The following is a 23,934-nucleotide window of genomic DNA, read 5'->3' as shown; positions in this document are numbered from 1 at the left end:
TTTTTTCTACCCCCGTAGAAACCAAGAAGATTTTCCCCCGGCATGAGCCTCGGAGGAGAAGATCGAGTTGCTCCTCAGCGTAGATTCTTGCGAGTACACTCCACCGATAAAATTCTTTTTTTCGTCAAACAGCTGCAGAGAAAAATCAGGTATCTTAGCTCTCAAATCAAAATATGACGTGTCAAAGAATACTGTCTCCGGATCACAGAGATTCTCCACATTCAGCAGACCATAAAAAGGCTTGAAACTACCACCACTGGCAACAGAGTTCATCACGGTAGTCTCGAAGATCCATCCTCCCACTTCTTCAGCTTCTATAGTAACGATTGAGGCCAGTCGAATATGGGGATGATTATTATTAATAGTGATTTTAACCCGCGTTGTGGTAGCCCCAATACCACCGTCTCCCTGCGGGCTTTCTGGACCCGGTGTCCAACCCGAGGGTAACTCACAGGGTAGAGTTACCCTCTCCTCCGAAACCGCGTTTGCAGGCACCCCAATGGCAACACCTCCTCCCACAAGTAGGCCCACTCCCGCGGTGAGAACAAAAATCTTACGAATCGTGTTTTTCATGGCTTTTCCTCACACTTCATTTACATAAACAACGCTTAGATATCCACGTAGCAAATTCCGTACGATTACTATTCAACTAACACCAGAGAAGCAGCAAACTGCAAATATCTAGTCAGCTATATATATAAAAAATACTATTTAAATCCTTAATTTTGAATATATTATTTATATATTCATTCCCTAGGACACCCCGTCACCGGCACACGCCATCAACCCACTATTGAGATAACAAACTAATCGTGAGCGTGCAGAATAAGCCCCATAACCAAGTCAGATAGCGACGTACCCCAACCCAACCTCACTCAGCACAGCCGTACCCGCCGTCAGCTCAGCCACCCTCTCCCGTAGCAGGGCAAGCTGCCCGGGCGGGACGGAGAGTGTCATAAGAACCTCGCTCGTGTATTCACTCCCCACAACACCCCACCCCAAGCGACGGGCCTCCGCCTCGATCACGGCGGCAGCGGCATAGTCGCTTGAGACCTCCACCGTGGCTCGTAATTCACGAATAATCAACTCGGCCGCCTCAACCGCCTGGGCAACGGATGCTCGATACGCTCGGGTAAGTCCCCCCGCTCCCAGCAGGGTGCCACCAAAGTACCTGACAACCACCGCAACCACGTCACTGAGACCCGCCCCGAGCAGAGCGTCGAGCATGGGAGCCCCGGCAGTTCCAGAGGGTTCGCCGTCGTCGTTGGTTCGTTGAAGTTCCTGGCCCGGTCCTATAATAAACGCGCTGCAGTGGTGGCGTGCTTTCGGGTGTAGGGAGCGAATCTCCGCGATGCTGGAACGCGCGGCCCCCTCGCTGGCAACCGGCATAAGATAGCAGATAAAGCGCGAGCGCTTCACCTCGCTCTCCGTTTCCACGGCACGCAAAAGTGTGCGGTACGAGGTCACCATAAAGCTCTCGGTCGTCACCCTTCCGAGGGTACCCCTCAAGCGCGCCCTCTCAAAACCACCGGTGCACCCCCGTCTGATAACTCACCTAGAATTATCCTATGAAGAACACCCCCCTGACCGCCGAGTCACAGGCGCTGAGCCACGGTGACTGGACGCAGCGCGAGGTGCTGCACCAGCGCCGGGCAGACAACTTAACGGCGGGGTGGAGGCAGCGGCAGCAAACCGGTGAGCGCCATGCTATCGAAGATTTTTTATTCACCTACTATCCGTTTAAACCCTCGCTTTTACGGCGCTGGCACCCCGGTGCCGGGGTTGAGCTCGAGCGTGCCAGCCGTGAGGAGCGAGCTCGGTGGCGCTGGTACACCGGCCGAGGTGAATCACTTGTGGTGGATGCTGCAGCGTTTATCGCACGGAAGTCGGCGTCGCTCAATTTTATTGAACGCCTGATGCGAAGCACGGCAGCCCGTCCCGCGCAATTTAGCTGTTTTGGCCTGCACGAGTGGGCAATGGTGTACCGGCTCACCGCGGATACGGTTCGCCACGCGAACACGCCGCTTCGCCTCTCGCCGCAAGAAACCGATCGAGTCGTGGAGTCTCACAAAATTGCGTGTTCCCACTACGATGCGTTCCGATTTTTTACGGCACCCGCCGTCGGGCTCAACACGCTCCGCCCCACCCGAGAAAATCAGCCCGCTATCGAGCAGCCGGGCTGTTTGCACGCCGGCATGGACGTTTACAAGTGGGTGATCAAGCTCGGCCCACTTATTCCCGGTGAGCTATTGCTTGACAGTTTTGAGCTCGCGCGCGACATCCGGGTGTTGGATATGCGGGCCTCCCCCTACGATGTTTCAGGCTACGGCCTCACTCCGGTAGCGATTGAGACAGACGAGGGCAAGGCGGAGTATGTGCGCCAGCAGCGGGAGTTCTCGGCCCTTTCACAACAGCTTCGTGAGCGCGTGGTCACCGCCATTACCCAGGCCCGAATAATAGCTTCCCAGACTGAGGTAGCCGCGTGACCGCTCCCGACACCATCGAGTTTATGCGTCACAACGCACAGCTTGAACGCGAGGCACTTATTGAGCACCGTGCACGCGGCGGCGAAGATCCGGCAGAATTCATGGCGGAGATACCGTCAGTGGACGAGCTGGTGGTGAGTACGATCCTCAGCGAGAGAATGCACGTTCAGGGCTTAGCAGCGGAGTACAGTCTCGCGCGCCTGGCGGGAAAAAGTTCGGTACACGATGCTTCCGAGCACCGGCACAACGCCGATCTTTTAGAGGCACAGATGCTGCACCGTATTGCCCAGGCTTACCCTGAATTAAGCACTGCCGTGTGGATTATGCTGGGAAAACTAAACGTTTAGGCCTATTTCTGTGTCACACCGAGTAACGTTGGTACCACAAGCACCATAAACAAGGATTTTCTCATGGCATCTCCACACTTCACCGAAGATGAATTTAGCGCCGCACTAGCGCTGTATCGGGAAGCACTCATTGATGCAAAAGAGTCTCACGAGGAAGAGAGCGATCGGGACGAGGTTATCGCCACGGCGCGCGAAAGTCTCTACGCCGACGATGTTGACGCCCACGCCCTCGTGATAACTCTCGCCACAAGCGACAGCGGCGATCGCATCTGGAGTCTCGAAGAAGACGTCATCGACGCGGGTTAGTTATGCTACCGGAAACGGAGCACCCTCATTTAGCGCGTATAGGTAATAAAACGATACTCAAGTCCACTACGCGAACGCTGCCAGGGTGGAAGCTGCTCGTGGGTGGGCGTCCACTCCCCCGTGATCTGCGGAGCGTAGGTATCACCCTCGCAGTGTCGATTGATCTCGGTGACCACAAGAATCGTGGCCTGCAACATTGCCTGCCGGTAAATCTCACCACCACCAATAACCCATACGTCTACCTCGGAGTGATGGGAGGCGTCTAAAGCCGCCGCACTAGCACCAGCACTAGCACCAGCACCAGCTTCAACGTCAACCAGCGCCACGGCAGACGCAAACGAGTGGCATACGTTGACGCCGTCGGCCACCCATTGATCCTGTCTCGTCACAACGATGTTGCGCCGCCCCTCCAGGGGACGAAACCGCTCCGGCAGGGAGTCCCAGGTACGTCGTCCCATGATCACCGGTTTCCCCAAGGTCAGTCGCTTAAAGTGCGCCAAATCCTCCGGTATATGCCAGGGCATCAGACCGTCTTTACCGATTACACCGTTGATGGCCTGTGCCCAGATCATTCCGATTCGTATGTTGTTTGGTGCTGTCTCACGATTGACAGCGGTCGTGCTGGTTTTATTCACACCGCTACCACGCCTTTAATCGCCGGGTGATGCTCGTAGCCGACAATTTCAAAGTCGTCATATTCATAGTCAAAAATACTGTCACGGGTACGCAGGATTTTTAGCTGCGGGGAAGGGTAGGGGTCGCGCGAAAGCTGCTCGATAACCTGTTCTCGATGGTTGTCATAGATATGGCAATCACCCCCAGTCCACACAAAGTCACCCACCTCAAGCCCGGCCTGCTCGGCTACCAGGTGGGTGAGTAGCGCGTAGCTGGCGATGTTAAAGGGCACACCAAGAAAGAGATCACCACTGCGTTGGTAAAGCTGACAGGAGAGCTTGCCCTCCGCAACATAAAATTGAAAGAGCGCGTGGCAGGGGGCCAGAGCCATCTGCGGGATGTCAGCAACGTTCCAGGCCGATACAATGATGCGTCGGGAGTCCGGATCATTCCGTAGCTGATCAATAACCTGAGAGATCTGATCGATGTGCTCCCCGGAGGGGGTCGGCCAGGAACGCCACTGCACGCCGTATACGGGGCCCAGGTCGCCTGCGGCATCAGCCCACTCATTCCAGATGCGCACACCCCGCTCCTGGAGCCAGCTGATATTACTGTCACCCCGAAGAAACCAGAGCAATTCGTATGCTACCGATTTGAAATGTACACGCTTTGTTGTAATGAGGGGAAATCCCTCTTGCAGGTTAAACCGCATCTGAGCGCCAAAAATGCTTGTGGTTCCCGTGCCGGTACGGTCATTTTTATGCGTTCCAGTGGCGAGTGTGTGGCGTAAGAGGTCTTCGTATGGAGTGGCAATCTGAGTATTCATTACTTCGAGGGTAGGCGTTTTTTAGTAACTTTGCGAGTGCGGCAAAATCGCCCGGCCCAAATGTTCTCGTTCTCACTCAATACACAACTCTTATATAGCCTAATTAAAGGTGGACTTGTCACAATAGTGTCCACGAGATACAGCGTGTAAAGTTATGTGGTCAACAGGTGTCCAGACGGCCTTCACGACCAACGGGAGATAAAGTTTGTCAGCGAGAGAGGAATTCGAAGCGTACTACCGAGCGCACTACTACTCGGTGTGGCGCTTTGTTGATCGCCGCTGCGCGGACCCGGATATTACACGGGAGATCGTCGCGGAGTGCTTCACGACCGCCTGGGTAAGATATGTTCCAAAAAGTTACCCTCCCCTTGCCAAGCTCCTGCGTATAGCGCGCGATTCCGTTCTATCCCGCGCCCCGCAACCCACTATTCCCCGTCCTGAAGAAGATCTACTGTACCCCTCCGCAATCGCTCGGGACAGTGCCACCGCAGTTCTCAACGCGATGAAAGAGCTCCCCGATAAAAACCGGGAGTGCCTCCAGCTCACACTCTGGGAAAACCTCACCGCCGCAGAAGCGGGTGTCACGCTTCGTCTCACAGAGGAAAGCGTGTGGAAACGGATCGACAGGGCCAAGGCAACGTTACGCGAAACACTGGAAACCTCACCGCAGCCCTCAACACCACAGACAGATTTAGAGTTCTCTGCAACGGATGGCACCTCGCGCGCAAACGCTGTTCTTTCCGAGAACATCCAGGCCGCAGATCCCACGCTTATTCCCCAAAGCTTCGCACTGGATCGTCGGGCGGTGGCCGACCTCCACAAAATAACCGCCTCCCCCACGGGAACTCTCAGCCCTGTCCTCCGCTGGGCACGACCACGCTTTATAGTTCCGGTAGTTATCGTCGCGCTCCTTGCCGGGGCTGTCGGTTTTTTCAGACCGTGGGCCGCACCCACCGGTTCGGAACGCGCCCTGGCTATTCCCGCCATGCTCGAGATTGAGAATTCCACTACAGAGACTACCGAGAGCGTCACACGGTTTATTGCCCAGCTTGAGGCCGCGGCCCTTGCAGAAGAACTCCCACGCCGCTCAGCGTTCTTTGAGAGTTGGTACATCCAGTTGGGGGAACAGAGCGCCACCAACACTCAGGGGGCTATCATCCCCGAAGAAACAGAAATCCTCTGGTCTGACGATCTCTCCGGCACGATTACGGCTCGTGCCGGGCAAGCCTACGAACCCTCAAACAGCGACAGCTTGGTGGGGGGAACAGATATTCCACCACAGGGAACAGCACTCAGAGACGAAAACTATCCTGCGGGAACCATACCCGTCTTATTCAGCACTCTTCCCCCTTCAAACGCAGACGAGATGCGTAAATATCTGGAAAAAAATTACGGCATTACCGATAAAAACGATCCGATCGACTACATGAATGCAACTCAAGCCCTTCTCGGGGAGTGGACTCTCACCCCGCGAGAACACGCGGCAATCCTGAAGCTTTTTGCTTCGTTCCAGAACTTCACGCTCGTGGGTGAGGTGACCGACCGCGGCGGTCGAGAGGGAGTCGCTTTTCGCCTGACCTCACCAAACCACTCACGGTATCAAAGACTCCTGATTCTCGGTAAAACCAGCGGTCGTATCATTTCCTCAGAAACAATTTATATCGGTGGGAGCGATATTGGACTTCCTGCCCCCTCCGTGGTGAATTATGTTCTGTGGAAGTCTCCGCCCCCCTCGCTCTAAAGATGAGGGCCGCACCACTGGGCGCGGCCCTCACTATGAGCTGGTAGTTTTATTCCCCAGATAGTTGATACTGCGCGGCTAGAGCACGGATCTCATCCATCTTTTTGTAGAGATATTCTCCCGGACACAGTGTGTCGGCCAGATCTCTGTGTCCGTGGATAATATGGACATCTTTTGCCGGGCCGATAGTCGAGGGCAAAGTCACTATCTTGTTCGGATCTGCCACCACCCCGTATTTATCCAAGTTCCATGCAGAGACCGCAGCCAAGCTATTCAACAAGACTGGTATGGGTTTTTCCGTCTCGTAATTTCCCATCACAGAAACGCTCATAGTTATCTGGTTGAAGCCCAGAGCGTGAGCACCAATAACGGGACGATCAATGCTTCCTTTTCGCCCCTCATAGAGCCGCCCGAATTTATCTGCCACAAAACTGTAGCCGATATCTTCCCAGTCTCTCTCCACTGCCTGAAAAGCGTAGAGGGCGCGAACCTGGCGGACGGCGTCCTCTGGCGTGTAGTCGTTAGTACCCGCCGTGTGGTGAATCGTCATCGCCCGCACACTGTCCATCTCTTCTTCGGGCCAGTCACACCGTCGCGGCTCTCCCGTTACAGAGTCGCTACAGATGTTCTCATCAACTCCCCACTCTTCGCGGGTGATAATCCGCGGCTTGCCACCCTCGGCAGTCACCTCGGAGTTACCAATAGTGCGGTCGTAGGGGCTCTCGCCCGCATCAACCAGGGTGATTTTCACATCCTGCGGCACAAACCCACCCGGTGTTGTGAGGGCAATTTGATAACCCTTTGCACCGTTTGTTAGCAGGGGTTCCGTACCGGGCTTTGCAGCCTCTCCCGATGGGGTGAAATCGTCGTCTCGCTCTAACTCTTCCCACGAAGTCCAGCCATTATTCTCGAGTACCCTCACCCGAACCTCTATTTCTTCTGCTGAGGCCTCTGTCCAGCTGAGACCTATCGCATCAAAACGTGCAAGGCCCTTTTGAGTTTTGGTCCGAACTTCTTCCGGGTGTGAGGTTGGGGCAATACCCAGGCGTGCACGCGCAAGCCCGGGTGTCTTTTCCATAGGGATGTCAGACAGCCAGTAAGAAGTTATTTTCGGTGCCACCGGTTGCGGCAGGGGTTTCTCACCCAACGGCTTCTTCTGCGCTTCGCTAGGTGTTACAGCCTGCGCCCCACTATTCCCAAAGAATGACATCTGGGTGGTTCCCACGGTACAGGCCGCTACCAGCACTAGCCCCACGACAATCTTCTTGATTTTGCTGATTCCCATCGTCCAGACCTCTTTTCAAATAAGTGGATCGGTTTCAACAAAATTCATGTAAGCAGGATTCACAAATATGCTGCAGTAAAAAACACTGCGAGGCGGAAGAGTTAACCCGGTATGAAATTTCATTTATTCACGTAAAATCGGAGTATGCCATCCTTTCGCACAACACTCTCGATAGGAGAGCTCCACCCGGGAAAAATACCCTCCGAGGTCCTTCCGGCAGCAGCGCACGCAGCCGCACAGCTCACCACACTTGAGGCCTCAGACCTGCGCCTGGTGAAGAGGCAGCCCCGCCTTGTCATTCGCTTCACCGCGGAAGACAATGAGGTAGCGCACCAGGTTGCAGACCACGTTGTCGCAGCCACAAACGCCCACGCGCAAATCCTGAACCACTCCCTCACCCGCCTCACTCACGGAGCATGGAAGACGCTTCTTGAGGAATAGCCCTCACCCGTCGCGCCGTTTTACACCCACGGTTGACTCCCGAACGATCAATTCGGGTTGAAACACAATGTGTTCCGGCGCAAAATCGGGATCGTTTGCCGCCACCGCAAGAAGCAGATCAACAGCGGTATATCCAATGAGTTCGCTGGGCTGGCGGATCGACGATAGGGGAACAACTGCTGCCTCTGCAAACGCAATATCGTCATATCCAACCAGGGCAATGTCGTCGGGAACTCTGACGGTTCCCGTCATCACAAACGCTTGAACCAGCCCCATGGCCACAAGGTCATTGGCGGCAAAGATTGCATCGGGGCGGGTGTCTTTTGCACGGGACTCAATCGCATCACCGACCGCCCTGCCGGCCAGAACGGTGAGGGATTCCGTCTCGATCGCCTCTAACGAGATCTCAGGATGGTCTGCAATCGCCCGGCGAGCACCCTCCAATCGATCAGACACCTGCCTAATACTGTGCGGACCCCCCACAAACGCGATACGTCTGCACCCAATCTCTACCAGGTGTTTCACCGCCAAATATCCGCCGGCAACATCGTCAACCGATACGGAGGATACCCCGTGTTCGGCACCGCTGCGATCAACAAGAACAACGGCGGTCCCGCGACGGCGCATGAGTTCGATGCGGTCGCCAACATCTCCCCGCGGCGAGAGAAGCACACCCTGAACTCGCTGCTCAACAAAAAGATCGAGGTACGCTTCCTCGCGAGATTCGTTTTCGTCCGAGTTTCCCAACAGCACCGTGAGATCGTGCTCGGCGGCGCGATCTTCCGCTCCGCGGGCAACATCGGTAAAAAACGGATTGGCCACATCCAGCACCACAAGCCCAATGCTTCGGCTGCGGCCTTCCCGAAGCTGCCTGGCCGCATCGTTTCGCACAAACCCAAGGGCCTCTATAGCGTCGTGAACCCGACGCGCGGTTTCTTGGTTCACCTTACCGGGTCGATTAAGTACGTTGGATACCGTACCCACAGATACCCCCGCGCGAGCAGCAACATCTTTGACACTGGCGGCCACCATAATCTCCCATTTCTTCATGTCTGTTCAGGTCATTCGTATAATAAATTCATCCTATAACTTGACGAACGCCTCAGTCTGACCCTACGATCGAAAAGATCGCATAATTGAAACGATTCACAAGCACGATTTCACTGAGCACCAAAGGTCTTTGCCAATGTCGTCACCCACCGTATCCCCACCGGCACTTGAGCTGCGCGAGGTAGCCAAGTCTTTTGGCTCCGTCGTTGCACTCCGCTCGGGAAATATTGTCGTTGATGCGGGAAGCATCCATGCGCTCGTAGGCGAAAACGGTGCGGGCAAATCCACCCTCGTAAAAATCGTTGCGGGTCTCTATCAGCGAGACGAGGGAGTCTTCCGCCTCTCGGGTCGAGATGCCTCCTTCAAGACAACCGCCGACTCAAAAGCCGCGGGCGTGGCCGTCATCTACCAGGAGCCCACGCTCTTCCCCGACCTCTCCGTCACCGAAAATATTTTTATGGGCCGCCAACCCACCAACAGGTTTGGTCGGATCGATCGGCGAGCGATGCGGGAGGAAGCAATTGAGATATTCGAACGTCTCGGGGTGCGCATAGACCCGGATCGCCTGGCAGACGGCCTCTCGATAGCCGACCAACAGATCATCGAGATCGCCAAAGCAATATCCCTGAAGGCAACCGTACTCATCATGGATGAGCCCACCGCGGCACTCTCCGGCGTTGAGGCAGAACGGCTCTTTGCCGTGGCCCGCAGCCTGCGCGACGAGGGCCGGGCGCTCGTCTTCATCTCGCACCGCTTCGACGAGGTTTTTGACCTCTGCGACATCATCACGGTCATGCGCGACGGCGAATACATTTCCACCGTCGAAACCGCACACACCAGTGTCGAAGAAATCGTACGCCTCATGGTGGGTCGCGACGTGACCGATCTCTTCCCCAAGGAGGAGGTCGAGGCCGGAGACACGCTTCTCCAGGTGCAGGGCCTCACCTCGGCTGGAATGTTTGAAGACATCTCCTTCAGCGTCAGGGCGGGAGAAATCGTCGGGCTCGCCGGGCTGGTTGGCGCCGGTCGCAGCGAGGTCGCACGCGCCGTCTTTGGGGTGGATAACTACGATCGCGGAACCGTAGCGCTTCGGGGAACCACACTCAAAAAGCACAGCGTGACGGACGCGATGCGCGCAGGTCTCGCCCTCATCCCCGAAGACCGCCGCAAACAGGGCCTTGTGCTTGACTTCCCCGTGGGTCGCAACATCACCCTCGCCATCCGCAACAGGCTTGCCTCCCGAGGCATCCTCACCGCCCACGCCGAAAACAAGACCGCCGACGGGTGGGCCAGCACGCTCCAGGTGAAAACCGCCGCACTCTCCACCCGAGCGGGCACCCTCTCGGGTGGAAACCAACAAAAAGTTGTTATCGCTAAGTGGCTTGCTACCCAGCCACACCTGCTCATCATCGACGAGCCCACCCGCGGAATCGACGTGGGAACAAAGTCAGAGGTGCACCGCCTCCTCAGCAAGCTCGCGGGTGAGGGCATGGGCATCCTCATGATCTCCTCCGAGCTTCCCGAGGTGCTGGGCATGGCCGACCGCGTGCTTGTCATGCGCGAGGGACGCCTCACCGCAGAACTCAGCCGTGACGAGGCAACCGCCGAGACTGTCATGCTTGCGGCGACACAGAGCGCCGGAGACATGCGCACTGGGGAGACGCAAAACCCCCAGGACTCAAACACCAAGAGCCTACAAAGCTTCGAAGATGCGCAGAGCATCAGCAACACGCCAACCGCAGCACATACCCAGAGTCCGGAGGAAAAACGGTGACCAGCCCCACCCCCCTCACCGACACATCAGCACGTTCGGGTTCAACACGCCCCCGGCCAGAACATCGCAAAACCGGGTCACACCCGGCGGGACAGGTCCTCGGGTCCGTCTTTAAACGGCGCGAGACCAGCATCATCATCGCGATTCTAGTTGTTGTTGCCGCTGCCACCACCGTGAACGACCAGTTCCTCTTCTCACCCGACGGTTTCCGCAACCTGCTGCTCAACCCCTCGATCTACATCCTGCTCTCGGTGGGGGTTGCCGTGGTGATCATCACCCGCAGCGTTGACCTCTCGGTTAGCTCAATCCTGGGACTCACCGCCTACCTCACGGGTCGACTCTTCATCGACATCCCGGGAATCCCGATCGCCGCGGTGCTCCTCGCCGGTATCCTCGGCGGTGGCTTTCTCGGGCTGATCAACGGCGCACTCGTGGCCTACGCTCGTGTACCCGCTATGGTTATCACCCTCGGCACGATGTATGCCTACCGCGGCATCAACGTTGCCTGGGCCGGAAGTAACAGGATCAACCCGCAGGATATGCCCCGCGACTTCACCTCGCTCGGAACCGCACAGATCCTCTCCATCCCCGTGCTCACCATCATCTCAATCGTCGCGGTTGCCCTCCTCGCCTGGTACATGAAAAATACCCGGGGCGGACGAGAGTTCTACGCGCTCGGTTCAGAACCGGAGGCCGCGGAACTCTACGGCCTCAACGTAATCAAGCGCAACCTTATCGCTTTCACCCTGAGCGGCGCCCTCGCTGGCCTGGCCGGAGTGCTCTACGCCGCGCGCTACGGAACCATCGACTCCGCCGCCGGCTTCGGAGTAGAACTCACCGCCATCGGCGGGGCGGTCATCGGCGGGGTCGCAATCTCCGGAGGTGTCGGAACCCTCTGGGGTGCCGCCTGCGGAGCCATCCTCCTTCTCACCATTCGAAGCGCCCTGCCCGTACTCGGCATCCAAGACTTCTGGCAGCAGGCGGTAGTTGGTATTCTCATTATCGGTGCCATCGTTCTTGATCGGGTCCTTGCCCTCAGACAACACAAAAAGCTCATCACAACGAAGGGCAGCTTCTCATGACCACAATCTGGGCATCCGCACAGGCTCATTCGCGCGCAAAAACCTACCGCGACTACGACCGACCCTTCTGGAAGCGGGCACTCCTCACCACGGAATCCGCCGTCATACTGGCACTCATCCTCGTGGTTGCATACGCCTCGATCGCCGTTAACAACTTTGCCAGCGACATCACCCTCTACTACCTACTGCGCGATATTGCCCCCATTCTCATCATTGCGCTCCCCATGACGCTCATCATTCTCACGGGAGACATCGACCTCTCCGTTGCTAGCGTGCTTGCCCTCTCGAGCGTGACGTTTGGCATGATGATCGAGGCGGGATGGCCCGTCGCCTTCGCCATCGTGGGTACCCTCGTCATCGGGCTGGTCTGCGGCGCCATCAACGGATTCCTCGTGACCGTTGTGGGTCTACCAGCGCTCGCCGTCACGATTGGAACCATGGCGGCCTTCCGCGGCATCGCCCAGGGACTCCTCGGCACCACGGCCATCACCACATTTCCCGAGGAGTGGACCACCCTCACCTCCACTAGGATCGGCGCCACCGGAATCCCCGTACTCTCACTCGTGGTGCTGCTACTCATCATCGTCTTTGCCGTCATCATGCACTTCACCCCCTTCGGGCGCGGTATCTTTGCAATCGGGTTGAGCAAAGAGGCGGCACAGTTCTCGGGCGTCCGCGTGGAGCGCACCAGATTCATTCTGTTCCTGCTCGCCGGGACGCTCGCAGCGCTCGCCGGGATCTACCTCACCCTCAAGACAAGCACCGCCCGCGCCGAAAACGGGCTGGGTCTTGAGCTCACCGTGATTGCCGCGGTGCTCCTGGGCGGAGTGTCCATCTTTGGAGGACGAGGCGCCATTCACGGTGTCATCGCGGGCGTATTTCTCATCGGAACCATCGAGAGCGCCCTCCGGTTGGCCAATATCACCTCCGATATCAGCCGCATCATCGTAGGAACCCTCCTGGTTCTCTCGGTTATTTCACCCAGCTTCCTGGGATGGTTACGCGGACGCAGACGTCCAACCTCCCCGGGAACACACACCCAAGCATTTCTCGCCAAGAGTTAGCTTGACCGCCGAGCCCTCTCGGCACCAACACACAAGAGAGTAGGGCACAATGTTGTTTCGCACCACGGGCCGCCGCTTCGGCGCGGTGGCCGCACTCGCTGTGAGCTTTGCACTCATCGCCTCCGGCTGCGCGGGAAGCGACCCCACCGCCACCAACGGAGGCTCCAACGGAAGCGGAAACCTCACCATCACCTTCCTCCCCAAGAACCTGGGAAACCCGTACTTTGATACCTCCAGTCAGGGTGGCAAAGCGGCGGTTGCAGAGCTCAGCGGTACGTTTGCCGAGGTGGGTCCCTCGGAGGCGGCCCCGGACTCGCAGGTTCCCTTCATTCAGACCGCGGCGCAGCAGGGTGTTGATGCACTCGTCATCTCGGCAAACGATCCCACCGCGGTGGGCTCCGCACTGCGCGAGGCAATGTCTGCGGGAACCAAGGTTGTGACGTTCGACTCCGACACCGACCCGCAATACCGCGACCTCTTTGTCAACCAGGCGGATGCCGAGGGTATTGCCAACGTTCAGGTTGAGATGGTCGCCGAGCAGATTGGTGGGTCGGGAGAAATCGCCATCCTCTCGGCCGCGGCAAACGCCACCAACCAGAACGCGTGGATCGAACTCATCAAGGAGCATCTGAAGGCCAACTACCCGGATATCACCCTGGTAGACACCGTCTACGGCGATGACGACGACCAAACCTCCTTTGACAAGACAGCAGCCCTGCTCCAGACCTACCCCAACCTCAAGGGCATCATCGCGCCCACCACGGTTGGTATCGCCTCCGCCGCCCGCTACCTCTCCACCTCCAACAAGAAGGGAGAGGTAGCAATTACCGGCCTAGGGACCCCCAACCAGATGCGCGAATATGTTGAGGACGGAACCGTGCAGGAGTTCGCGCTGTGGAACCCGGAAGACCTCGGATATCTCGCTGCCTTTGCAGCGGCGGCCCTTGTTGACGGAACCATTAGCGGAGAAAAGGGCGATACTTTCACCGCTGGCAAGCTGGGAGAGTTCACGGTCGGTGCGGATCAGACCGTGCTGCTGGGCGATCCCTTCCGCTTCAACAAGCAGAACATCGGAGACTTCGACTTCTAGGAGCCTCGTTCTCACATGACAGGGGGTTGCTCCCCGGGAGGTTACCGGTGAACAACCCCTGTTTTTAGTCCGCAATCACTCTGTAGGTACGTATATCCCGGTTAACAGGAGAATGGATAACACGATGAGCTAGAGGTCCCTCTAAGCAACAAAGCACCGCGTCCCAGAAAAACCTCCGAAAGCTCAGGCAAGCCGCCAAAAATCATCCTCATGAGTAATAAAATCCTGAGCTTTATACAATACGATTCCATTTGTCAAAAGAAATATTTTGATATCAGCATCACACAAAAGAATGGGAGTGAAAGCAAGTCGCACAAGCAGAATTGTCGTAACTACACTCATCGCATTTTCAGTATCACCAGCACTAGCGGATGCTCTCTCAAGCGCTCATTACCAGAAAAAACGCGTTAAAGCCGTTTACTACAACTACGGATTCAACTACTGCAGCTATTACACATACAGCGTAGTGAATTAACGACGGAGGGTACCGCAATGACAATACGTATAGTTTCACCGCAGTATAAAATCACCGCAGTCGTGGTTTTTTATGTTCTTGCGGTGCCCATCATAGTTTTCTTCGGCATGGCTTTCGGTACGTTAGTAACTTTTGCACTACTGACGATTGCGCAACTTGTGGCTCTTCTCTTCTTTACGAGAACTTTCCGTGGCAGTAGCGAAGACACGACAAAGCCTCGTCCCTGGTGGAGGCTGACCGAAAAACCAACTGCTGGAATCGTTATCGGGTGTATTTTTGCACTTCAAACAGTGAGCCTGCTAGCAGTGTCCTTCACGGAATCCTACGATGCTCTTAACCTTGTAACTATTGTGATCAACGTGATGATCACTGGAGCATTTTTTAACTCATCATTAAAAATCAGAAGGTTGATCATCAAAAATCAGACTCAAGAAACTCGTTAATCATTTTGTGCAGTGTCCGACCAGACGAGAATCGAGCAACGCGCAGAACCGATAGGTTACTCAGAGCCGCCACCCGAGCAGCCCTTAACCTATACACCCAGAATGGGGGCGGACGCGAGAACAGTTGCGCCAACTTCAACCACACCAAAGGCATTCGCTGTTCCTGCAAAACACCAATGCGTCCCAACCACCATCACAAAGCGTGAAGGGAGGAGCAGGAGATTGCATCACAACTGATCATCTCAATCCAAATATCCTATAAGGTAAAAACCGACCCTAGAAGCGCTCATCAAGCACCGCGGGCATAACAAGTTCCCGAACGAACGAAGCCGGTGACAAACCGAGAAGCATCCGGATAACGTCGACAACATCGTGCACGGGCACCAGCGCTCCTGCTCCTCGACTTGCAGCCTCTTCCCTCGGTATGTCCAGCCCATCCTCGGTATTGAGATACCCAAGCTGCAATGCCGTCACGCGGAGCTCCTGTTCACGGTAGCCTTCACGGAGGGCATCGGCTATGCCATTGAGCGCTGTTTTACTGGCACCAAACGCAACTTCGGGACGCCCATTTCGAGGCAGTGCCGACGTTGATCCCGTAATAATCAATCTGGGCGCTGAGCTCTCAAGCAGATTCGGTAAGAGAGTGCGGACCGCGAGAATCAGACCCGTAATGTTGGTCGCAATAAGTCGCTCTGTGGTCTCATTGTTCTCAGTGCCGAAGTTGTACTCTTCAGTGAACGCAGTCGGCTCCCATACACCCAAGTTCCAAATGAGCGTATCGATCTGCCCAGGACCCTGCTCACCAAGAGTGGCCGCAGCTGCAGCCGGTGAGGAGAAATCAGCCTCAATCCACGGCGTATTCAGGTCTTCAGGACGGCGGCGAGACACCCCTGTGACGGATCTCCCATCGGAGAGAAGACCCTCAACTATTGCCCGACCCAGACCACTACTTGCTCCAACCACCAATATATTCATGCATAGAATTATATTATGGCCACCCTCAACCGCTGCGTCGCATCGGTGGGGGCGGATATTCGCACAGCATCCGCCCCCACCGATCAACCGCTATAAGCGGAGCATCAGCGAGTGTTCACCCGGTTACGCCGGCGCATACTCCTCACCACGTACACGGTTGTTCCCAGGCCGAGCAGCGCAACCGCTAGCCAGAGAATCAGACCCGTCTCGGTTCCTGTGGTGCTGAGTCGCTCTCCAATCTTGATCGGCACCCTGAGGGTTTTGTCCGAGTCGCTTCCACCGGGGCCATCGGAGTTACCGCCTCCACCGCCCCCACCGTTGTCACCAGACTCGACCACAAACACCAGGTGGTGATCCCCCGAAAGAACCGACGCGGGAACAGTTGCGCCCATCTCGATCACACCAAAGGCATCCGCCGTTGTTGTGGCCAGCACCACCGGATCCGAGTGCAACTCAGCCCGCACCCGATCTCCCGCCGCAAATCCAGTGGCGTGGATGACGAGGTCTTCGCCGGGAGAAGCAGTGAGCAGCGGTGACTCTTCCTGCGGGTCGAGGTTGAGCACCTCACTCGTGTTACCCGCAAGATCGGTGGCGCGAAGGTGCAGGGAGTCGAGCGACTGGGCGCTCACCCCCGAGAGCAGGTGGGTCAGCGAAGGAAGCCACGTGCTGCCGTCGGCGGAGTACTCCAGGTTGGAAACGCCAGAGCCGCCATCGCGGGTGACGCTCACGGCGTGCCCTTCCGTGGCCAACCAGCCCCAGGTATCGGGATGGGTGGCATCAACACGTAGCTGCTCGGTGCGCACCCCGCTCACGTTACCCGCGTTATCGGTTGCCCGGTAACTGAACTCTGTGATTCCCTCCTCCAGCGCAATCTCGCCACTGTACGCCGTCCACGGGGTATCCTGCGTCTTGTACTCGATGGAGGCAACGCCGCTGCGCGCGTCGATTGCGTCGAGGGTCACCGCGGCACCTTCAAGGTGCCAACCCTCGTTACCGGGGTTAGAAACATCGTGGGTAACCGACGGGGCAACGGTGTCTGCGGGAACGTCAAGCGTCCACACATCGGCCATCGAGGGGTCGTGTGAGCCCTTGCCGTTAAAGCGGAACTTAACGTTCACCGTTCCGGCGGAGGTGAGGGTTCCATCATCGGGGATCAGCACCTGGAAGGTGACGAGGCCCGCCCCTCCGGCATTGCGCTGATACAGGCGCTCCTCAATAAGAACATCGTTAACGAGGATGTCGTAGGACTTAAACTGCGACTGATCGTAGGTCTCAATACCGCGAATCACAAACGGCTCACCCGAGGTAACCGCAAAGTCTGCACCAAACCACGACCCCACATTGTTGAGTCCCGAGTAGCGTCGCGTGAGCCCGGCCTCCGTGCTTCTTCCGCCGTGTCCCGAGGTGGTCACGTTGTGCGCGGTCTCCGAGGCCACGTCACCAAAATCAACGTGGTCGGTGAAGCCGCTCGGCGGAGTTTCAAGGGAGACCGTTGCCGCGGTGAAGGCTGTTGCGAGGGTTGTTTCCTCGTGTACAAAGCGCACGGAAAGCGGCGCTTCCTCCTGAGTGACGGTAACCGGGATCGCCACCACCGTATCGGCACTTGCCGTTCCTCCGGGTTTTACCCGAACGAGGCGCGAGGGCGCGGGAACCGGCCAGCCGCCGGGAACATCCACCACAAATCGACCGGTGATGGTCTCCACCGCCGCATTCTCGACTACGGCACTAACAGTGGCAACCTCCGGAGATTCTACGCCCTCCACGGCGGTTGATACCGATTGGAACTGAAGAGCGGGGAGAACCGTGAAGAGTTTCTGGGTGATCTGATAGTGACGAGCATCCCCGCCCACGGTGGCGCTCACATCGGCCGTAACCGTAATGGCACCGGGAGCGGTCGCCGCGGGAATCATAACGGAAAAGGGAAGGTCAAGGCTGGCACCCGCAGCGAGCGTCTGCTGCGCAACCTGGGTGGGGGTTGCCACGAGCGAGCCGGAGAGGCTGAGTCCGGCAACAAAACCCGTGACGGGTTCGCTACCCGTATTGGTGACCCGTAGCAGGCTTTGAACCGTGACACCGGGAAGAGTATCTTCCGCGCCGATGATTTCCACCACCAGGCCGCTGTGTGCAGGGTCAACAGAGAACGAGTAGTCTCCGGAACCCACCTCGACCACCACGCGTCCGTCGCCCTCCGACACGATTGTCACGCCGGATGCCCGGTCGAGGGACACTCCGCCCTCCAGCACCGAGTAACGGTCAATCGCCGGAATCGTCACGGTTGCCGTTGTGTTGACGGGAACCGAAGCGTTCAGCGTGAGGGCGTTGCCCTGCTGCTCCCACTCCGAGCGAATGGTGCCGTACACCGACTCAAACGCTCCCTTGCCCCCGGTGAGCGAACCACCGATCGAGGGGGCAATATCAAACGTTTTGTAGGCCACGCCGGTCCGTTTAATACCGCCGATGTTTTGGTACATCCAATCGCCCACCGCGCCGTACGCGTAGTGGTTAAAGGAGTTCATGCCCACGTCACCAAAGCTGCCGTCGGGACGCAGCGAGTCCCAGCGCTCCCACATGGTGGTGGCACCCGAGGCGACCTCGTATCCCCAGGACGGATACGTTTCGTTGGTCAGGAGCCGATAGGCCACGTCCTGGTGACCGGTGATCGTGAGCGCGGGCAGCAGCCACGGCGTTCCCAGGAATCCGGTGGAGAGGTGATAGTCGCGAGACGCGATCTTTGCCACGTACTTGTCACCCGCCGCCGCCAGGAGATTGTCGGGGATAAGGCCCATTCCGATGGCGATGGCGTAGCCGGTCTGGCTATTGCCCCGAACGGTTCCGTCGTCCAACACAAACTCCCTCACAAACACTTCGCGCACTCGGGAGGAGAGATCGGCGTAGTATTCAGCATCGCTCGTGTTACCCACGGCCTCGGCCATCTCGCTCATCTGGCGCGAGATATAGGAGTAGTACGCGGTGCCGAGCAACTTCCCGCTCGTGGAGTCATTCAGGTGTAACCAGTCGCCGTAATTGTTGTGGTCGCGAATCAAAGAGGTTCCCGTCGAGGTCTCCACAAAGCTCATGAACTTTTTCATCATGTCGTAATTTTCGGTGATGACCCGGGTGTCTCCGTAGGTTGACCAGAGGGTGTAGGGAACGGTGATTCCGGCATCCGCCCAGCCCGTTCCTCCGCCGCAGCATCCGCTCGCGCGGGGCGCAACGCCGGGAAGATCACCATTTGCTGATTGCGAATCGCGCAGATCAACAAGCCATTTGCCCAGGAAAGCGAGGGTGTCCTGGTTGTAGCTGGCGGTGGGAGCAAAGACGTTGATGTCTCCGGTCCACCCCAGGCGCTCGTCACGGGCCGGGGTGTCCGTGGGGATCGAGAGGAAGTTACCCCGCTGACCCCACACAATATTGCTCTGCAACTGGTTGAGCATGGGGCTTGAGGTGGAGAGCGATCCGGTATTGGTGAGGTCGCTCCCCCACACGAGTCCCGTCACCTGATCGGCAGTTGGGGGCGTTGAAACCCCGGTGATCTCCAGGTAGCGGAACCCGTGGAAGGTAAAGAACGGGGTGTAGCTGGCCGTTCCGGTCTCGGTAAACGTGTAGTAGTCGGTGGCCTTTGCGCTGCGCAGGTTGGCCGTGTACAGGGTGCCGTCGGGGTTGAGCATCTCACCGTAGCGAATGGTCGCCGTGGAACCGGCCGTTCCCGTCAGGGTAAGGGCCGCAACCCCAACCATGTTCTGTCCCAGGTCGTAGATCCAGGTTCCCGGAGCCGACTCGGTAACGCTGATCGGGGTGCGCTCCTCGGTAACCCGCACGGGATCGTCGGTCTGCGGCTCGAGCAGTGCTTTTGCAGCGGTGTCTTCCGAAGCGGTATAGACACCGGCCGGTATCCAGGCCGAGTCGTCGTATCCCGCAGTACCCCATCCCTCGTGGGCCAGGCCGGCATCGTAGCTCTCACCCATGATCATGTCCGACTCAAGCAGGGGGCCGGCGGTCGTTTTCCAGCTAGAGTCGGTGTTGATCCACTCGTGGCTACCGTCGGAGTAGTCGATGCGTAACTGGGCGATGAGCGATGTTTGGGTACCCCAGATCCCCGGCCCAAAGCTGGCAATGTGCCCCGCTTACCAGCCGTCGGCCAGCATGGCACCAAACGCATTGATGCCGGAAGAGATCAGGTTGGTCACATCGTAGGTTTGAAAGCTGATCCGCTTGTTATAGTCGGTCCAGCCGGGTGCGAGTTCCTGATCGCCAACCTTTGTACCGTTGAGGCTCAGCTGATACACACCGCGGGCCGAGGCGTAGACTCGAGCCTGAGTCACGGTCTTGGCCACGGGAAATTCCTTGCGCAGAAGCGGTTCCGCGGTGCGTGATCGGAGGATGGTCTCGATGGGTGCTCTCAGTTCAAGACCGTTTGCCGTGACGCTGCCCCCGTCAAAGGGGTTTCTGCCGTCTGTAAAGTCGGTTTCTAGCAGCACGCCGTGGTCTGGTGAGGTGACCGTTACACCGCGAACCGTGGCATTTTCGAGGCCCTCCGCGGCCACAACCTGACGGAACCCAATGTATCCCCTCGCGTGGGAGGAGTCGGTGCGCCGATCGATTTCTTCACCGTCGAGCAGGGTGATAATCTCACTCCCGTCAAGCGTGAGGGTGAGGTTGTGCACCCCCGCGGTGAGATCTTCCAGCGACACAAACTGTGAGATGTCCTTGTCTTCGAGCAGCGAGAAGCCACCGTTTACCTTCTTGTGGGGGCGGAGCTTTGGTGTGCCGTCGGCGACGCTCAGCTGCCACATATAGGCGTTGGAAACATCGGATGCTCGCGCATAGACTCCCAGCACCAGGTTATCCATGGTGAAGTCGATTGATGCCGTGTAGTCGGTCCAGCGAGCCATCTGGTCGCCCTCCTCGGGACCGCCGATCCACTCGGCATTCCACTCGCCAGAGTCCAGGATGGCGGTTTCGAAGTGCGCGGGGGCGCTCCACTCCGAGCGAATACCGGCGTTGTTCCAGGTACGAACCTGCCAAGCATATGCGGTGCGGGAGACCAGATCCGGGCCGTCGTACACCACGTTGAGCTGCTCTTCGGAGTTTACTCTGCCCGATAACCACACGTTGGCTTGTGGCAGCTCACCCTCGGATGTGGCGACCCGCACCTCGTACGCGGTCTGCATAATGCCACGTCCGTCGGACTCGTTCTTCCAGCTAAAAACGGGGTCTTTCCCCGGGATGCCAAGCGGTTCCACCAGGCCGTTAACGCGCAGAGCGGTTACCGCTATGCTGCCGGTTGGGGTCGCGGTGGGGGCCGCAACTGCGGTGGGCGCGTTTACCGTTGAGGCCAGAGAGATGCCGCTCGTAAGAAGGCCGATGACCGCGGTGACTGCTACGGAGCGTTTTATGATCGAGCGCGGGGTAGGGAATCGAAACCCGGTGTGGGCTGCGTGAAACAAATGTGCTGATGCACGCGATAGGGGGTTACGCGACATTGTTTGTTATACCTCTCCATTGAGCCGGTGATTTTTGCGATTAGATGTTTGTGAGTGAAGGCCATCGGGCACTTCTTGCATTGCCTATTTTGTGTTTGGGTATCACACGCGTTTCCTTGAACACGCGGTGATCATTCTAAATTGAAACGATTCATAACTGAACAATACCGCCGATCCTACATCAGATTTTTTAAAGAAAGCAACCGTTTTGTTCAATAAGTTTTAATGAAAGCAACTTTTCCGCGAGAACTACCGATCCGCGACTCTAGAAAGCACAGGGCAACAACCAGAGCACCTAAATTGAAACCCCCGGATAACTACAACCCAAAACATCACTGAGCTCTCAGGTTTTTTGATACTTCCATCACCCTATTTCTCAGTGAGAGTTCATAGTATTAGGCCCATGAAAATATTGGTTGCCGATGATGACGCGGCTGTCCGTCGGTCGCTAACCACCGCTCTCGAACTCGAGCGATACGAGGTGTGCGCAGTGAGCGATGGGCGTGAGACACTGGAATCACTTATTCACTTTGACCCAGACCTTTTTGTAGTCGACTGGATGATGCCAAATCTCGACGGGGTGGAGCTGTGTCGAGTGCTCAGAAGGATGAATGACCACACACCGCTTTTAATCCTGACGGCTCGCACCCGCGTTTCAGACCGGGTTGTGGGCCTTGATTCCGGTGCGGACGACTATCTGATAAAACCGTTTGACCTGTCGGAGTTTCTTGCTCGTGTCCGTGCCCTAGTGAGGCGTAAAAGCACCGCCGAGGCTGGCACCCTGCGATACGCAGATCTCACGCTAGATCCCGCGTCCAGAACCGGACGCAGAGGTAACCGGGAGATTACGTTTACACACACGGAGGCCGCCCTACTCGAAAGATTTATACTCAATTCGGAACAGGTTCTTTCTCGGCAGCAACTGGAAGAACGAGTGTGGGGCGAAGACTCCCAACTCACCTCGAACTCCCTCGCGGTTTATATCAACTATCTCAGGAAAAAAATTACTGAGGAAAATGAGGTACCTCTGATCCATACCGAACGTGGGTTTGGTTACACGTTGCGGACTGGGTCCAACGGGTGAGAAGCCAGAAATCCCCTCGAGGATTCGGACAAAAACTGTCGCTGCGAACTCGTCTTTCGCTCGGCATCGCCCTCTCGGTGACAACTGTTGTTCTCTCCTGCCTGGTCGGAGCATTCATCGTTGTACAGAACACGCTCAAAAACGAGCGTGACACGGAGCTTCAAAGATCAGCGGGCGGGATTCAAGCAGCGATCACATACCACAGTTGGGCAATCACCTCTGACGGATGCAAGTACACCCCTCGCCTTGCGTGCATCCAGATTGTGGATACGCAGGGGAACACCGACGGATCAGTACCCGTTCCACCGCGGGTGGTTGAGGTTGCCGCGGGGACGGAGCCGGGATATTTTTTCGACTTTGATCTCGAGGGATCTACCGCACGCAGTTACGCTATGGAGGTCGACACCGGCCAAGCCGTAATGGTCACGCTTCGCAATGATCGGGTAGATACACAGCTCAGCCGCCTTGCCCTGCTATTTCTTGGTATAGCTGCTTTGGGGGTTGCACTCAGCGGAATCCTAGGATTTCTTGTTTCTCGCGGTGCGGTGCGTCTCATACGAAAACTGACGCTGGCCACCGAACAGGTTGCTGCGGATCGTAAGTTTGATGTGCGTATCCTTGAGTCGGGGAAAGATGAGCTTGCCCGTTTAGCCCGTTCTTTTAACTCTATGCTGGGAGAACTCGACCGTTCGGAAAAGGCACGGGAGCAACTAATTCTAGACGCCTCACACGAGTTACGAACCCCTCTGACAAGTATCCGCACAAACACTCAACTGCTGGGGGATAGCAGACTCAACGCTACCCAGGAGAAACAAATCGTGCAGGATCTGGTTGAGGGAGTTGAGGAGATGACCGGCCTGATCGCGGATGTTGTTGATGTTGCTCGAGGCGATGAAGGTTCTCGCCCCCACAAAACGGTTGAGTTCGGAGAGCTTGTCCAACAGCAGACTGCTGCGGCACAGCGCCACTGGCCTACGGTAGAGTTCCGCACAGATGTTACGCAAGCCTCTCTGACGGGGTCACCGGAACGGCTTGCGCGGCTTATCTCAAACCTGCTGGATAACGCGGCAAAATTTAGCCCCTCCGAGGGGGTGATCAACGTGACCTGCCAACCGACAAGAAAAGGTCTTGTGTTTACGGTAGATGACCGTGGACCCGGTATCTCTGAGGAACATCTGGCCCGCGTTTTTGATCGTTTCTATCGCACCCCCACAGCCCGCTCTCTTCCGGGATCTGGCCTCGGTTTAGCGATGGTAAAACAGATTGCAGATGCCCACGGTGCAGAGGTGACGATTAAAAAACGTTCCGGTGGGGGCACACACTTTCGAGTCTTCTTCCCAATCAATCGCACAGAACCGGCCTAGACG

At 57.1% G+C, this 23,934-nt stretch carries 20 protein-coding genes and 1 pseudogene; 12 read left to right on the top strand and 9 right to left on the bottom strand.

What is annotated here, in order from left to right:
- Nucleotides 1-6: 6 nt before the first annotated feature.
- Nucleotides 7-573 (bottom strand): hypothetical protein, encoded by a 567-nt coding sequence (locus FrondiHNR_RS01965; RefSeq protein ID WP_279353570.1) that lies wholly within the window; start codon nucleotides 571-573, stop codon nucleotides 7-9.
- 270 nt (nucleotides 574-843) lie between these two features.
- Nucleotides 844-1,509: a YigZ family protein gene (locus tag FrondiHNR_RS01960; protein ID WP_279353569.1), complete on the bottom strand. Its 666-nt coding sequence runs from the start codon at nucleotides 1,507-1,509 to the stop codon at nucleotides 844-846.
- Nucleotides 1,510-1,568: 59 nt separating this feature from the next.
- Here FrondiHNR_RS01960 and FrondiHNR_RS01955 point away from each other — a divergent pair, with 59 nt between their 5' ends.
- The 3 genes from FrondiHNR_RS01955 to FrondiHNR_RS01945 all read left to right on the top strand — a co-directional run bounded on the left by FrondiHNR_RS01955 (nucleotide 1,569) and on the right by FrondiHNR_RS01945 (nucleotide 3,139).
- Complete coding sequence (locus FrondiHNR_RS01955) at nucleotides 1,569-2,486, top strand: 3-methyladenine DNA glycosylase (RefSeq protein ID WP_279353568.1); 918 nt, start codon at nucleotides 1,569-1,571, stop codon at nucleotides 2,484-2,486.
- On the top strand, nucleotides 2,483-2,833 hold the full coding sequence (locus FrondiHNR_RS01950; RefSeq protein ID WP_279353567.1) for a hypothetical protein: 351 nt from the start codon (nucleotides 2,483-2,485) through the stop codon (nucleotides 2,831-2,833). Before FrondiHNR_RS01955 ends, FrondiHNR_RS01950 begins: the two co-directional genes overlap by 4 nt.
- Nucleotides 2,834-2,896: 63 nt before the next feature.
- Nucleotides 2,897-3,139, top strand: coding sequence for a hypothetical protein (locus FrondiHNR_RS01945; RefSeq protein ID WP_279353566.1), 243 nt, complete (start codon nucleotides 2,897-2,899; stop codon nucleotides 3,137-3,139).
- Between the two features lie 29 nt (nucleotides 3,140-3,168).
- Here the strand turns inward: FrondiHNR_RS01945 and FrondiHNR_RS01940 are convergent, their stop codons facing one another.
- Together FrondiHNR_RS01940 and FrondiHNR_RS01935 are read right to left on the bottom strand one after the other, a co-directional pair.
- A complete protein-coding gene (locus FrondiHNR_RS01940; protein WP_279353565.1) occupies nucleotides 3,169-3,774 on the bottom strand; it encodes a dihydrofolate reductase in 606 nt (201 codons plus the stop codon).
- Complete coding sequence (locus FrondiHNR_RS01935; protein WP_279353564.1) at nucleotides 3,771-4,580, bottom strand: thymidylate synthase; 810 nt, start codon at nucleotides 4,578-4,580, stop codon at nucleotides 3,771-3,773. The genes FrondiHNR_RS01940 and FrondiHNR_RS01935 overlap by 4 nt, the downstream gene beginning before the upstream one ends.
- 205 nt (nucleotides 4,581-4,785) lie before the next feature.
- On the opposite strand from FrondiHNR_RS01935, the gene FrondiHNR_RS01930 reads away from it, so the two are divergent.
- On the top strand, nucleotides 4,786-6,321 hold the full coding sequence (locus FrondiHNR_RS01930; protein ID WP_279353563.1) for a sigma factor-like helix-turn-helix DNA-binding protein: 1,536 nt from the start codon (nucleotides 4,786-4,788) through the stop codon (nucleotides 6,319-6,321).
- 49 nt (nucleotides 6,322-6,370) lie between these two features.
- On the opposite strand, the gene FrondiHNR_RS01925 is transcribed toward FrondiHNR_RS01930, so the two are convergent.
- Entirely contained in the window at nucleotides 6,371-7,606 is a 1,236-nt protein-coding gene (locus FrondiHNR_RS01925; protein WP_279353562.1) for an N-acetylmuramoyl-L-alanine amidase, read from the bottom strand.
- Nucleotides 7,607-7,750: 144 nt separating this feature from the next.
- Here FrondiHNR_RS01925 and FrondiHNR_RS01920 point away from each other — a divergent pair, with 144 nt between their 5' ends.
- Nucleotides 7,751-8,047 carry a hypothetical protein gene (locus FrondiHNR_RS01920; protein ID WP_279353561.1) on the top strand — a complete coding sequence of 99 codons (297 nt, stop codon included), beginning with the start codon at nucleotides 7,751-7,753 and terminating at the stop codon, nucleotides 8,045-8,047.
- A 3-nt stretch (nucleotides 8,048-8,050) separates the two neighbouring features.
- On the opposite strand, the gene FrondiHNR_RS01915 is transcribed toward FrondiHNR_RS01920, so the two are convergent.
- Nucleotides 8,051-9,097 carry a LacI family DNA-binding transcriptional regulator gene (locus FrondiHNR_RS01915; protein WP_279353560.1) on the bottom strand — a complete coding sequence of 349 codons (1,047 nt, stop codon included), beginning with the start codon at nucleotides 9,095-9,097 and terminating at the stop codon, nucleotides 8,051-8,053.
- Between the two features lie 136 nt (nucleotides 9,098-9,233).
- Between FrondiHNR_RS01915 and FrondiHNR_RS01910 the strand changes: the two genes are divergently transcribed.
- The 5 genes from FrondiHNR_RS01910 (at nucleotide 9,234) to FrondiHNR_RS01890 (ending at nucleotide 15,025) form a co-directional block, all read left to right on the top strand.
- The gene (locus FrondiHNR_RS01910) at nucleotides 9,234-10,871 is read left to right on the top strand and encodes a sugar ABC transporter ATP-binding protein (RefSeq protein ID WP_279353559.1); all 1,638 of its coding nucleotides are present in this window, start codon (nucleotides 9,234-9,236) and stop codon (nucleotides 10,869-10,871) included.
- A gap of 131 nt (nucleotides 10,872-11,002) precedes the next feature.
- Nucleotides 11,003-11,953 carry an ABC transporter permease gene (locus tag FrondiHNR_RS01905; protein ID WP_279354448.1) on the top strand — a complete coding sequence of 317 codons (951 nt, stop codon included), beginning with the start codon at nucleotides 11,003-11,005 and terminating at the stop codon, nucleotides 11,951-11,953.
- Nucleotides 11,950-13,017, top strand: a complete 1,068-nt coding sequence (locus FrondiHNR_RS01900) for an ABC transporter permease (protein ID WP_279353558.1) — start codon at nucleotides 11,950-11,952, stop codon at nucleotides 13,015-13,017. Before FrondiHNR_RS01905 ends, FrondiHNR_RS01900 begins: the two co-directional genes overlap by 4 nt.
- Nucleotides 13,018-13,066: 49 nt before the next feature.
- Nucleotides 13,067-14,107 carry a rhamnose ABC transporter substrate-binding protein gene (rhaS, locus tag FrondiHNR_RS01895; RefSeq protein WP_279353557.1) on the top strand — a complete coding sequence of 347 codons (1,041 nt, stop codon included), beginning with the start codon at nucleotides 13,067-13,069 and terminating at the stop codon, nucleotides 14,105-14,107.
- Between the two features lie 492 nt (nucleotides 14,108-14,599).
- The gene (locus FrondiHNR_RS01890) at nucleotides 14,600-15,025 is read left to right on the top strand and encodes a hypothetical protein (protein ID WP_279353556.1); all 426 of its coding nucleotides are present in this window, start codon (nucleotides 14,600-14,602) and stop codon (nucleotides 15,023-15,025) included.
- Nucleotides 15,026-15,301: 276 nt separating this feature from the next.
- Here FrondiHNR_RS01890 and FrondiHNR_RS01885 read toward each other — a convergent pair whose 3' ends face one another.
- The 3 genes and pseudogenes from FrondiHNR_RS01885 to FrondiHNR_RS01875 all read right to left on the bottom strand — a co-directional run.
- On the bottom strand, nucleotides 15,302-16,000 hold the full coding sequence (locus FrondiHNR_RS01885) for an SDR family NAD(P)-dependent oxidoreductase (protein WP_279353555.1): 699 nt from the start codon (nucleotides 15,998-16,000) through the stop codon (nucleotides 15,302-15,304).
- A 104-nt stretch (nucleotides 16,001-16,104) separates the two neighbouring features.
- Complete coding sequence (locus FrondiHNR_RS01880; protein ID WP_279354447.1) at nucleotides 16,105-18,471, bottom strand: alpha-L-rhamnosidase C-terminal domain-containing protein; 2,367 nt, start codon at nucleotides 18,469-18,471, stop codon at nucleotides 16,105-16,107.
- Nucleotides 18,469-21,171, bottom strand: a pseudogene (locus FrondiHNR_RS01875) (family 78 glycoside hydrolase catalytic domain); the annotation flags it as partial. The gene FrondiHNR_RS01880 and the pseudogene FrondiHNR_RS01875, both read right to left, overlap by 3 nt.
- 715 nt (nucleotides 21,172-21,886) lie before the next feature.
- Here FrondiHNR_RS01875 and FrondiHNR_RS01870 point away from each other — a divergent pair.
- Together FrondiHNR_RS01870 and FrondiHNR_RS01865 are read left to right on the top strand one after the other, a co-directional pair.
- On the top strand, nucleotides 21,887-22,567 hold the full coding sequence (locus tag FrondiHNR_RS01870) for a response regulator transcription factor (RefSeq protein ID WP_279353554.1): 681 nt from the start codon (nucleotides 21,887-21,889) through the stop codon (nucleotides 22,565-22,567).
- Nucleotides 22,564-23,931 carry a HAMP domain-containing sensor histidine kinase gene (locus FrondiHNR_RS01865; protein WP_279353553.1) on the top strand — a complete coding sequence of 456 codons (1,368 nt, stop codon included), beginning with the start codon at nucleotides 22,564-22,566 and terminating at the stop codon, nucleotides 23,929-23,931. Before FrondiHNR_RS01870 ends, FrondiHNR_RS01865 begins: the two co-directional genes overlap by 4 nt.
- Nucleotides 23,932-23,934: the final 3 nt, after the last annotated feature.

Origin of the sequence: Lysinibacter sp. HNR (genome assembly GCF_029760935.1) — a bacterium.
Classification (GTDB): Bacteria; Actinomycetota; Actinomycetes; order Actinomycetales; family Microbacteriaceae; genus HNR.
The sequence above is the reverse complement of the archived record's forward strand: the minus strand, read 5'-3'. Positions and strand labels throughout refer to the sequence as shown.